A 13,852-nucleotide genomic window follows, 5' to 3' on the forward strand; every position below is an offset into this window, starting at 1 on the left:
GGGACACGAGGCCTCGCGTCCCGCGCCTCTTCGCAGAGGCGCAGGCGGCTGGAATTGTTGTTGGCGTGGCCCCGTATCCACGACAAACTATCGAGATCAATCTATGACTTAGATCGTTGTATGTCTATGAGTCAGGCCCGCCCGGGTGTCCCGGACGGGCCTGATCGGTACTGCGTGGAGCTCGACTACTCGGTGACCGCCGTGATCGCGACCGAGCCGCGGCCGACGACCGCGCCCTCGTCCGTCACCAGCGACATCTCGCCGAACATGGTGCGTCCGGCCGGCGGCACCGAAGCCGCGGTGATCGACCCGGTGACCTTGGCGCTCTGGCCGTTGGCCAGCGAGACCGCGGTGCTCTGGGTGGTGATGCCGCCCAGAGCCGGGCTGAAGTACGCGTCCAGGTAGTCGAACTGCGTGGAGCCGCTGGGCACCGCGTAGCCGTCCACCAGGACCGTGTAGGTGCCGGCGGCCGGCGAGACGACTGACACGGCTTCCTCCGAGTCGCCGTCCGCCTGCTGAGCCACCACCTGACCGGCCGCGTTGTAGAGCACCAGGTCCAGGTCGGCGGCGGCGTCGCTGGTGTTGCCGATCGCGACGTTGAGGCGCTGCACGCCGGTCGGGACCACGACCTCGAACTCCTGCTGCTGCTTGTCCGCGATCGTCGGGCGGTCACGGAAGGCGCTGCCCAGCGGGGCGCCCTGTGCGGTCAGCTTCACCGGACCGAAGTTGTTCTTGACGGTCCAGGTCAGCGGGACCGCCTGGCCCGCCTTGACGCTCGGCAGCGTGGTGGCCGCCGGGTCAACCGTGACGCCCTGGATCTTCGCGGTCAGCGTGAACGGGTTGTTCAGCGCCGGCGACGTACGCCGGGACTCGACCTCGAGTTCCCAGATGCCCGGGATCGGGTTCTCGTACGACCGCTCCTGCGGCTTGCAGGCGTTGACGTCGGAGAAGTTGGTGTAGCAGGCGGTGCTGGCCGTCGACTCGACCGGGACGCCCCACGGGTTGATGGCGACCCAGCGGGTCTGCGAGCCGGTCGCGATGCCGGACAGGTTCACCTGCAGCGCGGTCGCACCCTCCGGCACCACGACGAAGAACGACTTGGTGGAGTTGCGGTCCACCTCGCCGGTCACCGTGTCGAGGTAGCCGGGCTTCTTGGTCACGGTGCCGGTGACGACCGTGTTGAGCACCTCGAAGTCGACCACCGGGGTACGCGGGTCGTCGACCTTGAGGATGGCGCTGTTCAGGCCTTCACCGGGACGCACCTTGACCTTCACGCTGACGGTCTTCTTCAGCGGCAGGTCGACGGAGCCGGCCGAGGAGAACGCCTTGCGGTCGCCCACCCAGCTGAGCTTGTGCTTGACGGTCTGCTTCGGGCCGGTGGTCCGGGTCAGCTTGACCGTGACCGTCTTCTCCTTGCCGGCCGTCAGGCCGCCGGAACCGGCCGCGCACCGGTTGTAGATGCCGGTGCCCTGGTTCGCGGTGGCGAGCTGCTCGGAGAGCGGCGTGCAGACCGGGGCCGACGCGGTGTACTTCCGGATCTCCGACTTCTTGGTCAGCATCTTCCACGCGGCGGGCACGTCCATCTGCCCGTTGCCCTGGCCGTTGACCGACTCGCCGGGGATCAGGTCCGCGGTCGAGTAGAGGGCGCGGCGCAGCCCCGCCGGGGTGACACCGAGGTCCTTCTGCTTGGCCGCCGAGAGCAGCAGCGCCACACCACCGGTGATCTGCGGAGCCGACATCGAGGTGCCGTTCTGCATCGAGTAGCCGGGCGGCAGGGTGTAACCGACGGTGTCCAGGCCGGCCATCGGCTCCCAGGTCGGGACCGTGGAGATCGCCGAGCCGGGTGCGGTCAGGTTGGGCTTGAAGCCGCCGTCCTCGCGCGGGCCGCGCGAGGAGAAGTTGAACAGCTGCAGCGACCGTCGGGTGACCGAGCCGTAGTTGGCGAGCCAGGTCTCCTTGCTGATGCTGGCCGCGGAGCTGATCGCGTCGGTGGCGACCGACGGGTCGCCGACCGTGTTGGTGCCCGGACCGGAGTTGCCGGCCGAGATGACGATCTGCACGCCGTACACGTCGATCAGCTCGTCGTAGAGCCTGGCGCGGGCGTTGTTGCCGTCGTTCAGCGCGGGCAGGCCGCCGATGGACACGTTCACGACGTCGACGTGCCGGTTGATGACCAGGTCCATCATGCCGGTGGTCAGCGAGGCGGAGGTGCAGCCGCCGCCCCACGAGCAGGACCGAGCCGAGACGATCTTCGCGCCGGGGGCCTGGCCGTCCAGGTTCCGGTTGCCGAAGAGGTCGTTGCCGGCGGCGATGCCTGCCACGTGCGAGCCGTGCATGCCCTCCGGGATGCCGATGTTCACGTAGTCCGTGGTCGCCGGCAGCGTCGGGTCCTCGAGCGGCTCGAGCGAGACGTCCTCGCGGTACTCGACCACGAACGGCATGCGCTCGGCGATCGCGGTGGCCGGGTTGTCGGTACCGAAGTAGCCGACGTCGAACTTCTCCCTGTACGGCCGCATCACGGCGTCGTCGGTGAAGTCGCGGTTCTGGTTCACGTCGACCCGGATGTCGTGGCTGATCGGGTCGTAGAGGATCCCGAACACGTCGGTGGTGTCACCGTCGCGGTTCACGTCGCCACCGGGCTCCGAGGAGGCCGTGATGGCCTCGGTGAAGCGGTTGACCCGCCAAGTGCCCGCCGGAGCGGTCCAGGTGGCGTTGTTGTAGGTGAACGTCGGGCCGGCCACCTCAGTCAGCATGGCGCGCCAGGTGGCGTCCTGCTCGACCACCGGGTCGGTCGCGGTGACCCAGTCGACGATCTTGCGCTCGCCGGTGGTCGTCTTCTGCAGCGCCGGGTGAGCCAGATCCACACCGGAGTCCATGACGCCGATGGTCACGCCACGGCCGTCCCAGGACGGGTTCTGCTTCTTGAAGTCGACCGAACCCGTCTCGCCGGTGGGCATGTACGGGTTGTCGGCGGGCGTGGTCGCGCCGGGCCCGGGCAGCGGAGCCGCCTGCCGGGCCGCGTTCTTGCTCGCCGGCAGGTCGATCTCCGGCAGCTTGATCGTCTCGTCGAGGTCGACGGCGGCGACACCGGGCAGGTTCGCGGTGTTCAGCACCTTGCCGGTGGGCACCGTGGCCAGGACGTACCCGACCTGGTCGAACCGCCGGCTCACCGTGCCGCCGAGGCCCTTCACCCGGGCGGCGACGTCACCGGCGCGGCCGGCGTCCGTCGCGATGATGACGGTGACCTTCGGCTTCTTCTGGGCCTCGGCGTCGGCGAGCAGATCGGCGTCGTGCGAGCCGAGCGTTTCCGCCGGGGAGTCCTTGGGGGTGGCCGGCTCTTCGGCCGGGCTCTGGGTGGTGGCGGGGACGGTGCCGGTGCCCGGGGCCGCCGAGGCGGGGATCGGGCTGCTCAGTGCCGTCGCGCTCGCGGCCATGCCGAGCGCGAGGACAGAGGTGACGGTTCGCCGGCCCCAGGTGATTTGTTGTGTCACGTACGGGTCCTCCGGAGGGGAACAGCGCCCGAGGGGTGATCGGGCGAATCCCCGTGATCCTGCGATCGATCCGAATGAAAGTCACTACGGTCGATGACGTTGTGACTACGTCGTGACCTTGGCGCCGCCGGCGAGTAGACGGCATATTTCCGACATGAGAAGGGCCGGTGACGCGCATCGCGTCACCGGCCCCTGACCGTCCGCTGTGGAGACTCAGTCCTCGGACTTGCTGGTCTTCATGCCGGAGGAGATCAGATCCATGACCGTCGAGTCCTGGAGCGTCGTCACGTCACCGAGCGACCGGTTCTCCGCGACGTCGCGGAGCAGTCGCCGCATGATCTTGCCGGAGCGGGTCTTCGGCAGTTCGGTGACGAGCATGATCTGACGGGGCTTCGCGATCGCGCCGAGCGTCTTGGCCACGTGGTTGCGGAGCTCCTTGATCAGCTCCTCGCCGGCCTCGCCCTCGATCACGGCGCTGCCGCGCGGGATGGTGAACGCGACGATCGCCTGCCCGGTGGTCGGGTCGGTCGCGCCGACCACGGCCGCCTCGGCGACCGCCGGGTGTGACACCAGGGCCGACTCCACCTCGGTCGTGGAGATGTTGTGACCGGAGACCAGCATGACGTCGTCGACCCGGCCGAGCAGCCAGAGCGCCCCGTCGTCGTCCTTCTTCGCGCCGTCGCCGGCGAAGTAGATCCAGTCCTCCGAGGACCCCGACCCGGAGCCGGCCCCGAACCGCGACCAGTAGGTCTCGAGGAACCGCTGGTCGTCGCCCCAGATGGTGCGCAGCATCGACGGCCACGGCTCCCGCAGCACCAGGAAGCCGCCGCCACCGTCCGGCACCGACTGCGCCTGGTCGTCGACCACGTCGGCGCTGATGCCGGGCAGCGGGGTCATCGCGGAACCGGGCTTGGCGGCGGTCACACCGGGCAGCGGCGAGATCATGATCGCGCCGGTCTCGGTCTGCCACCAGGTGTCGACGATCGGCGTGCGCTCCCGGCCGACGTGCTTGCGGTACCACATCCAGGCCTCGGGGTTGATCGGCTCACCCACGCTGCCGAGGACCCGCAGTGACGACAGGTCGTACTTGGCGGGGATGTCGTCGCCCCACTTCATCATGGTGCGGATCAGGGTCGGCGCGGTGTAGAGGATCGACACCTTGTACTTGTCGACGATCTGCCAGAAGCGGCCGCGGTCCGGGGTGTCCGGCGTCCCCTCGTACATCACCTGGGTGGCGCCGTTGGAGAGCGGGCCGTACACGATGTAGGAGTGGCCGGTGACCCAGCCGATGTCCGCGGTGCACCAGTAGACGTCGGTCTCGGGCTTCAGGTCGAAGACCGCGTGATGGGTGTACGAGGTCTGCGTCAGATATCCGCCGGTGGTGTGCAGGATGCCCTTCGGCTTACCGGTCGTGCCCGAGGTGTAGAGGATGAACAGCGGGTGCTCGGAGTCGAACGGCTGCGCCTGGTGCTCGGTGCTCGCCTGCTCGACGGTCTCGTGCCACCACTTGTCCTTGCCGGTCCAGGCGACGTCCTCGCCGGTGCGGCGGACCACCAGCACGTGCTCGATGCTCTCGGTGCGCGACACGGCCTCGTCGACGGTCGGCTTGAGCGCCGACGGCTTGCCCCGCCGGTACCCGCCGTCCGCGGTGATCACGACCTTGGCGGCGGCGTCCTGGATCCGGGTGGACAGCGCGTCCACCGAGAAACCACCGAACACGACGCTGTGCGTGGCGCCGATCCGGGCGCAGGCGAGCATCGCCACCGCGGCCTCGGGGATCATCGGCAGGTAGATCATGACGCGGTCGCCGGCCACCACACCGAGATCGGTGAGCGTGTTGGCGGCCTGGCTGACCAGCTTCAGCAGCTCGGCGTACGTGACGGTGCGGGTGTCACCGGGCTCGCCCTCCCAGTGGATCGCGACCTTGTCGCCGTGCCCCGCCTCGACGTGCCGGTCCACGCAGTTGTAGGCGATGTTCAGTTCGCCGCCGACGAACCACTTCGCGAACGGCGGGTTGGACCAGTCCAGCACCTGGTCCCACTTCTTGGCCCAGGTGAGCCGTTCGGCCTGCGTCGCCCAGAAGGCCAGCCGGTCGGCGGAGGCGACGTCGTAGGCCTCGGCCTTCACGTTCGCGTTCGCCGCGAGCTCGGCGGGCGGCGGGAACTGTCGCGTCTCCGAGGACAGATTCTCAAGTGTCTCGCTCATGAGCTGCGGCTCCTCTGCTGCCTGACCGGTCTTTCGATGCACACTAGTTCTGCCGGCGGTTCCGGCGAAGGGTTGCGCGGCGGGACGCGCCCGGCGGTGCCGTGCGCGCGCCGACCGGTGTATTCCTGATCGGTACTGCGCGAATCTTGCCAGTTCCACGCTCGTTTGTGCACCCCATGTTTCCGTCGTCTTACCGGATATACCGTGTGCGAGTGGATCCACTAGCCCCGCTGCTCCAGCTCGCCGACGTCGGGCCCGCCTTCGTCCAAGCCCGCGAGACCGTCGACGCCGCCATGCGGCACCGCGCCCTGCGCCGGCACGGCGGCCAGGTCGCCGCCGAGGCGAGCCTGCGCGCCGCCGTCGCCAGCTCCGCCCTCGAAGGCAACCGGTACGACCTGGAGGAGGTTCGCGGCGGCACCGTCACCGACCCGGTCGTGCAGGGCGCCCTGCGGGTGGCCGAATCCCTCGGTGGCCTCGTCGACCTCTGGCCGCGGGCGCCCCGCCAGGTGCTCGCCAAGCTGCACGTGCTGGCCGCCCGCGGCGTCGTGCACGACCACGACCTGGGCCGGCTCACCGGGGGTGCGGAACGGATCGACGCCCTGGCCGGCCTGGTCGCGGGCAACGAGGAGACTCCGCCGCTGCTGCTCGCCGCGGTCGTGCACGCCGAGCTGATCTCCCTGCGGCCGTTCGCCGGTCCGGCCGGCGTGGTGGCCCGGGCCGCGTCCCGCCTCACCCTCATCGGGCGCGGCTTCGACCCGCGGGGGCTGGTCGGGGTGGAGACCGGGCACCTGGAACGCGAGCCGGAGTACGTGGGCTCGGCCGGCGCCTACGCCACCGGGACGCCGGACGGAGTGCGGTCATGGCTGCGGCACTACGCGGCGGCGGTCACCGCCGGCGCCGGCGTGATCACCGAAATCGGCGACGAGGTCCTGGCGACGGTCTGAGCGGCGGCATACTTTGCCGCATGGAGGACGACTGGGTCCGTCCCTATCCGCCGGGAACCGGCCGCTGGCTCGTCATCGCATGGGAAGCCGGTGCTCTGGCGCTGCTGGCCTACGCGACAATCGAACAGTTCGGCCTGATCGGGCACGGTGTCCGGGCGGCGGCCGGGTTCCTGGCCGCGATCTGGGCGGTCGGCGCCTGGCGGATCCTGCGGCACGGCGTCTACCTCAGCGCCGAGGGCGTACGCGTGCAGGGGCTGCTGCGATCACGGACGATGGGCTGGCGGGAAGTGGCGGGGGTACGCCTGCACCGCGCCACCCATCGGCTCGGCCCGTGGTGGATCGAGAGCGGCATGACGGTGCTGCTGGAACGGCACGACGGCGTGACCGTGAACACCGAACTCTGGGCCCAGGGTGTCGACTTCCACGCCCGCCCGAAGCTTTTCCGGGCCGTCTACCAGGAGATCCGGCACCGCCACGAATCCGCGGCCCATTGAACCGAATCCGCCGCGCCTTGAACCGAATCCGCAGCGCATTGAACCCCGGCGCGTCAGCGCATGAACGTGCCGGCGCGGTAGTGCATGAAGGCCTGGCGCGTTAAGAGCCGGCGTCCCTGGTGGGGCGCCGGCTGTGCACGTCCGAACCGGGTTAACAAGCGTGCACCTGGGTCGTTGTCGGCAGTCCCGCGCTCCGGAATCCAGAGCTTGGGTCCCGCCGCAACGTGCCTGCCGTGGCTGATCGCGCGTGGGTTCCCGGTGGCCGTGCACGGTTCCCGTTCGCACGGGTCCGCGACTTCTTTCTACGCCCCTCAACGCATGATCGCCAGGTATCAGCCCGGCAAAACTGGCGAATCGCAATTACTCAGACCAATAGCATTCATGCAGGTCATTGCGGCGGTGGGTGTTTCCTGCACCGATGGGTGATTACCCGCTATGTCGGCGGGATGGCTCAGGCCTGGCCGCATGCCCCCGCACCGGGTCGGGGTCAGCGCCAGGCCCGGTGCGGGGCCAAAACCGGAGGCCGGAGCCGGGTGACCATGCGCCGTCTTCACGGGCAGGCCCCACCACCGCACCGCCGACCCACGCACCCCGCTCGCCGCACCACCGACGGCCGCGCCCCGATCGCTGCAGTGCCGCCCGCGCACCCCCATTCGTCGCACCGCCGCTCGTCGCACCGCCGCTCGCCGCACCTTGATCGTCGCCCAGCCGATAACGCCCGCGCATCGGCCCACGGGCCCCCTTTCGCGCCCCGCGGCGCCGGACGTGGTCATCCATGTCGAGACGTTGATCTGCTAGCGGAGCGAAATCGCGGTTTCAGACCCATGATCACAGCGATTTCGTAGCGCTAGCAGATCAACAGCGCCGCCCGAACCCGACGCAGCGGATCGCGGCTTTCCCATCCACTGAACGCAAAAGAGGCGAAAACGCCACGCATTACCCGCGTCGCCGGCCGCTGCCACATCGACATCCTGCACGGCGTGCTCCACGGCTATCGCCTGCCGGCACAAACCAGGCTCCACCGCCCGCCTGCCGGCACAAACTGCGCTCCACCGCCCGTCTGTCGCACAAGGGTGCTCCTGCCGCTGGTACAGAACCCATAGGAGCGCGTCGCCCGCGCGGAACGGCTCACGCCTCAACGCACGGTCTCCACATTGCCTGCGGGACGGCTCGCGCCTCGCCCACGGCCCCCGCATTCGCCCGCGGGACGGCTCAGGCCATTGCCGCGCGGGTGCGGCGGTGCCGGCCGTAGAGCGCGAACCCGATCGCCACCCCCACGCCCACGCCCAGGGCCGCCGCGGCCACCGGGACGGCCGGGCGGTCACGCAGGCGTTTGCCGAGCGGGATGGGGTGCCGGAACTCGAGGATCGGCCAGGAGCGCTCGGCGGCGACCCGGCGCAGGGTGCGGTCCGGGTTCACGGCGCTGGGGTGACCCACGGCCTCGAGCAACGGCAGGTCGCTGCTGGAGTCCGAGTAGGCGAAACACTCCGCCAGGTCGTACCCCCGGGTCTCGGCCAGCTCGCGGACGCCCACCACCTTGTTGGGCCCGGCCGAGTAGAAGTCGACCTCGCCGCTGTAGCGCCCGTCGACGATGGCCATCCGGGTGGCGATGACGTCGGTGATGCCCAGCAGCGCGCCGATGGGGCGGACCATCTCGTCGCCGGAGGCCGAGACGAGCACGACGTCGCGGCCGGCGGCCTGGTGCTCGGCGATCAGGGCGGCGGCTTCCAGATAGACGTACGGATTGATCAGGTCGTTGAGGGTCTCGGCGACGATCTGCTGCACCTGTTCGACCCGCCAGCCCTTGCTGAGGGCGGCCATGTAGTCGCGGGTGCGTGCCATCGCCTGCTCGTCGGTGCCGCCGCCGAGCCGGAACATCAGCTGCGCATAACCCGACTTGACGACGTCTCGGCGGCTGATCAGGCCGTCACGGTAGAAAGGCCGTCCGAAGGCCAGGGCGCTGGACTTGGCGATGACGGTCTTGTCGAGGTCGAAAAAGGCGGCGCTCGGGCCCACGGGCCGAAAGTGTAGCCGCACCGGGCTCGGGCCGGTTGATCCCTACGCCCGGCGAGCCCATCGGTGACGCACTGTGAAAACGGTCAGACGGGCGGCATCTCACACATCGGGTCACATTCAGGACTCGACGGATCGGCAGAGTCTGAGGCAGACTTGTGTTCACAACCGTGAGGTGCATTCGCGGTTGCTTCGAGTTGGACGCACTTATCGATCCCAGGCCCTCGGCGGTCGCGCCCCCCGCGATTGCCGAGTTGATTCGGCTCGACCCCCCCGGAGCCGAATCCCAAGGGCGACCCCCGTCTCCCCCGACGGGGGTCGTTCCTTCTCAGGCGCCGGTTGCCTGCGCGCGCCCGGGCTCGGCGGGCATCGACTCGTCGGCCGGTTCGAGCAGCCCGAAGAACTCGGAGAGCCCGGTCACCGACAGCACGTGCCGGAAGTTCTCGTTCGGGTTGACCACGGTGAATCCGATGCCGCGGTCCTGCGCGTCCCGGTAACTCTCGATCAGAGCGCCCAGCCCCGTCGAGTCGATGAACGACGCGTCACGCAGATCGACGCGGACGGCGGACGGTGACCAGTCGACGATGGCGTCCCGGATGCCCTCGGCCACGGTGTCGGCGCTGGAGAAGTCGATCTCACCGAGCACGGTGACGGTCACAGTCCCGTCGTCGGCAAGCGTGGTCCGGATCGCGTTGTCCATGCCAGCTCCATCGGCTCGAGTCCGAAACACGATACCCAACCCCGCCCGGATCCATCCCCGGGCGGGTCGGACTACCAGACCGCCCGTGCCGGCCGTGGGTTGTCCACAGGCTTCCACGTTATCCACAGGCGGATCCGCGGCGCGTTGTCCGGCCCGGACCCGGCCCGCGACGGTGAGCGCCCAACCGCCGTCCCGCTGGAGGCCCGTGATGTCTGCCCCACGCCGTCCCCTGGTCGTCACCGCCGATCAGGACCTGCTCGACGACCTCCTCCGGCTCGCCGCGGCCGGCGGCACCGAGGTCGACGTGGCCTCCGACCCGGCCGCGGCCCGCGCCCGATATCCCCGTGCCCCGCTCGTCGTGGTCGGCGCCGACCAGGCCGAACCCTGCATGCGGGCCCGGCTGCCACGTCGGCAGCGCGTGATCGTGGTCGGCCGGCACACCGGCGTGGACGCCGGAACCTGGGAACACGCCGACCTGCTCGGCGCCGACCACGTGGCGGTGCTGCCGGCGGCCGAGACGTGGGTGGTGGAGCAGTTCACGGCGCGGGCGGAGGCCGTACCGGTGTCGCGGACCGTCGCCGTGATCGGCGGGCGCGGTGGCGCCGGGGCGAGCATCCTGGCGGCCGGGCTGGCGACCACGGCGGTGCGGGCCGGGCATCGGACGCTGCTGGTCGACGCCGACCCCCTGGGTGGCGGCCTCGACCTGGTCCTCGGCTGGGAGGAGGTGACCGGGCTGCGCTGGCCGGCGCTCACCGGCGCCGACGGGCGGGTCGACCCGCCCGCGCTGCTGCGTGCCCTGCCCCGGCGCGGCGACCTGGTGCTTCTCTCCTTCGACCGCAAAGAACTGCCGGGCGTGCCGGTGGAGGCGATGGCGGCGACGCTGGACGCCGCCCGGCGCGGTCGCGACGTGATCGTCGCGGACCTGCCCCGGAAACTCGACGACGCCGCGGCGCTCGCGCTCCAGGCGGCCGATCGGACGCTGCTCGTGGTGCCGGCGGAACTACGGGCCGCCGCGGCGGCCGCGCACACCGTCGCCGCGGTCCGGGTGCACTGCGAGGAGATCGCGGTGGTGGTCCGCGGCCCGGCGCCCGGCAACCTCACGGCCCGGCAGGTTTCCGACGCCCTCGGTCTGCCCCTGGCCGGCTCGCTGCGACCCGACCCCGGGATGTGCCAGGCCATGGAGGACGGGTCCGCCCCGGGCGCGGACGGCAAGGGGCCACTCGCCGAGCTCTGCCGCCGGCTTGTCGACGACCTGATGCGTACGGGCACGGCGGCCCCCGCATGAGCACCATGAGCAGCAGTGTCCGGCACCAGTTCGCGCACCGGGGGATCGAGGCGACCCCGGCCGCCGTCGTCAGTGCGGTGCGCAGGGGCAACGAGGTGCTCGGTGACACGGCGGTGCTGCGGATCGCCGACCGGGTGCGTGACGAACTGCTCGGGGCCGGCCCGCTGGCGCCTCTGCTCGCTGACCCGGAGGTGACCGACGTCCTCGTCAACGACGTGCAGGTCTGGGTGGATCGGGGCGCCGGCCTGCAACGGGCGGCCGTCCGGTTCGGTGGTCCCGACGAGGTGCGCCGGCTCGCACAGCGACTCGTCGCCGCCTGTGGGCGGCGGCTCGACGACGGGCAGCCGTACGCCGACGCCCGCCTCCCCGACGGCACCCGCCTGCACGCGGTGCTCCCGCCGGTCGCGGCGACCGGGCCCTACCTGTCGTTGCGCACGTTCCGGCAGCGGCCGTTCACGCTGGACGACCTGGTCACGCAGGGCACCGTCGCGCCGGCCGTGGCGCCCGTGCTGGCGGCCGTGGTCCAGGCCCGGCTGGCCTACCTGGTGACCGGCGGGACCGGCAGCGGCAAGACCACGCTGCTCGGCACGCTGCTCGGCCTGGTGCCGCCGACCGAGCGCATCGTGCTGGTCGAGGACGCCGCCGAACTGCGGCCGGTGCACCCGCACGTGGTGGCGCTTCAGGCGCGCACCGCGAACGTCGAGGGCGCGGGCGCGGTCGGCCTCACCGACCTGGTGCGGCAGGCCCTGCGGATGCGGCCGGACCGGCTCGTCGTCGGCGAGTGCCGGGGCGCCGAGATCGTCGACCTGCTGGGTGCGCTGAACACCGGCCACGACGGCGGTGCGGGCACTCTGCACGCCAACGCACCCGGTGACGTGCCGGCCCGGCTGGAGGCGCTGGGCATGCTCGGGGGTCTGCCGCGGGCGGCGCTGCACGCCCAGGTGCTGGCGGCGCTCCAGGTGGTGCTGCAGGTGCGGCGTACCGACCGGGGGCGGCGCCTGGAATCGATAAGCGTCCTGGTGCCGTCCGGCGAGAATCGCCTGGTCACAGTCGTTCCGGCGCTGCTCTGCAGGCCCGGCCCGGGTGCCGCTGTGCTGGCCCGGATGCTCACCGGCCGGGGCGTACCGGTGCCACCGATCCTGCGCACCCCCGGACAGAACGGATGAACTGGCACCTCGCCGCGCTCCTGGTGACCGGTGCCGTGATCGTGGCGTCCGGGCCGCGACCTGCGGCGCGACAACGCCTGGTGGGGCGGCGCCGGGCCGATCCCGTGGTGCTGCGGGCGGCAATTCCGGGCGTACGGGCGGCAGCCGCCCGCCTCACGAACGGCCCCGCCTGGCGCCCGATTGCCGCCGCGGCGGCGCTGGCCGTGGTGCCCGCCCTGCTGCTGGGCGGCCCGGTGGGCGCCGTGATCGCGGGCGCGTACGCCGCTCTCGGCGCCGGCGAGTGGACGCGCCGAGTCACCCGGAAACGGGCGGCGTCGGCCCGGGCGGCACAGCTGGACGGTCTGTGCACGCTGGTGGCCGACCTGCGGGCCGGCCTCCCACCGGCCGCCGTCAGTGCCGACGGCCCGGACAAAGGCGGACGGATCGGGCGGCTTGCCGGTGCGGTCTGGCGACTCGCCGAGCAGACCGGTGCGCCCGCCGCCGACCTGCTCGACCGGATCGAGACCGACGTCCGCGCCGCCGACCGGGCGGCCGCGTCCGCCGCCGCACAGGCCGCCGGTGCCCAGGCCACCGCGATACTCCTCGCGGCGCTGCCGCTGGGCGGGATCGGTCTCGGACATGCGATCGGCGCGGACCCGCTCGCGGTGCTGCTGCACACACCGATCGGCGCCGCGTGCGCGGTGACGGCGGTCCTGCTCCAGTGCGGCGGCCTCCGCTGGGCCCAGCGGCTCGTGGACGGCCCGCGATGACCGGTGCGGTGGTGGCCACGTGTCTGGGCGCGGTGGCCGTACTCCTGTTCGCCCCGCACCGCCGCCCCAGTCGTCGGCTGCGACGGGTCGGCGCGCGGCGGGCCCCGGCCCGGACCGACGGCCGGCGCTCCCGGATCCTGCTGTCGGTGCTGGCCGGCCTGGCCGTGCTCGGGTTCGTGGGGAACGCGTGGGGCGTACCCCTGGGATTGTCCGCCGCCCTCGCCGCGGATCGCGCCCTGCGCCGCCGCGAACCACCCGACGTACGCCACGCCAGGCAGCGAGCCCGTGCCGACCTGCCGCTTGCCGCGGATCTGCTGGCCGCCGCCCTGCGTGCCGGCGCCCCGGTGGATCGGGCAGCCGCCGCGGTGGCCGACGCGCTCGGCGGCCCGCTCGGCGCCCGGCTGGAACGGGTGGCGCGCTCCCTGCGCCTCGGCGCCGGACCGACCGAGGCCTGGGGCCACCTCGGTGACATACCCGGGACGGAACGACTCGTCGCCGCCGCTATCCGGTCCAGCGCGAGCGGCGGCGCCCTGGCCGGCGCCTTCGAACGCCTCGCCGGCGACCTGCGCTCCGACCGCGCCGTCGCGGCCGAGGCCGCCGCCCAGCGAGCCGGCGTCCTGATCGTCCTGCCGCTGGGCCTCTGCTTCCTGCCCGCCTTCCTGCTCGCCGGCCTGGTCCCCATCCTGCTGGCCGTCCTCGGCGACGTGCTCTGACCCGTGCGGCCCTCGCCGCTCCCACAACGCGGCATCTGCCGCCCGGCCAATGCAGCTTCAGCTGCCCACAACGCGGCATCTGCTGCCTGGCC

General features: G+C 71.6%; 10 protein-coding genes. 6 read left to right on the top strand and 4 right to left on the bottom strand.

The features are described from left to right. Positions 1–185: 185 nt before the first annotated feature. A complete protein-coding gene (locus LPA41_RS18265) occupies positions 186–3,434 on the bottom strand; it encodes a S8 family serine peptidase (RefSeq protein ID WP_229071919.1) in 3,249 nt (1,082 codons plus the stop codon). 270 nt (positions 3,435–3,704) lie between these two features. After that, positions 3,705–5,696, bottom strand: a complete 1,992-nt coding sequence (acs, locus tag LPA41_RS18270) for an acetate--CoA ligase (protein ID WP_229071829.1) — start codon at positions 5,694–5,696, stop codon at positions 3,705–3,707. A gap of 206 nt (positions 5,697–5,902) precedes the next feature. Here acs and LPA41_RS18275 point away from each other — a divergent pair, with 206 nt between their 5' ends. Then, the gene (locus tag LPA41_RS18275; RefSeq protein ID WP_229071830.1) at positions 5,903–6,640 is read left to right on the top strand and encodes an oxidoreductase; all 738 of its coding nucleotides are present in this window, start codon (positions 5,903–5,905) and stop codon (positions 6,638–6,640) included. A gap of 20 nt (positions 6,641–6,660) precedes the next feature. Beyond that, a complete protein-coding gene (locus LPA41_RS18280) occupies positions 6,661–7,134 on the top strand; it encodes a PH domain-containing protein (RefSeq protein ID WP_229071831.1) in 474 nt (157 codons plus the stop codon). Positions 7,135–8,346: 1,212 nt separating this feature from the next. Here LPA41_RS18280 and LPA41_RS18285 read toward each other — a convergent pair. Together LPA41_RS18285 and LPA41_RS18290 are read right to left on the bottom strand one after the other, a co-directional pair. Beyond that, a complete protein-coding gene (locus LPA41_RS18285; protein WP_229071832.1) occupies positions 8,347–9,150 on the bottom strand; it encodes an HAD family phosphatase in 804 nt (267 codons plus the stop codon). Positions 9,151–9,475: 325 nt separating this feature from the next. Next, positions 9,476–9,847 (bottom strand): STAS domain-containing protein, encoded by a 372-nt coding sequence (locus LPA41_RS18290; RefSeq protein ID WP_229071833.1) that lies wholly within the window; start codon positions 9,845–9,847, stop codon positions 9,476–9,478. Positions 9,848–10,055: 208 nt separating this feature from the next. Here LPA41_RS18290 and ssd point away from each other — a divergent pair, with 208 nt between their 5' ends. Genes ssd through LPA41_RS18310 form a run of 4 tightly spaced genes read left to right on the top strand, consistent with a single transcriptional unit; the run spans position 10,056 to position 13,760 of the window. Then, positions 10,056–11,132 (top strand): septum site-determining protein Ssd, encoded by a 1,077-nt coding sequence (ssd, locus tag LPA41_RS18295; RefSeq protein WP_229071834.1) that lies wholly within the window; start codon positions 10,056–10,058, stop codon positions 11,130–11,132. Then, entirely contained in the window at positions 11,129–12,298 is a 1,170-nt protein-coding gene (locus LPA41_RS18300) for a TadA family conjugal transfer-associated ATPase (protein WP_229071835.1), read from the top strand. Before ssd ends, LPA41_RS18300 begins: the two co-directional genes overlap by 4 nt. Continuing rightward, complete coding sequence (locus tag LPA41_RS18305; protein WP_229071836.1) at positions 12,295–13,047, top strand: type II secretion system F family protein; 753 nt, start codon at positions 12,295–12,297, stop codon at positions 13,045–13,047. Before LPA41_RS18300 ends, LPA41_RS18305 begins: the two co-directional genes overlap by 4 nt. Next, complete coding sequence (locus LPA41_RS18310; protein WP_229071837.1) at positions 13,044–13,760, top strand: type II secretion system F family protein; 717 nt, start codon at positions 13,044–13,046, stop codon at positions 13,758–13,760. The genes LPA41_RS18305 and LPA41_RS18310 overlap by 4 nt, the downstream gene beginning before the upstream one ends. The last annotated feature ends 92 nt before the right edge of the window (positions 13,761–13,852 follow it).

It is taken from the genome of Actinoplanes sp. DH11 (genome assembly GCF_020873875.1).
Taxonomy (GTDB): domain Bacteria; phylum Actinomycetota; class Actinomycetes; order Mycobacteriales; family Micromonosporaceae; genus Actinoplanes.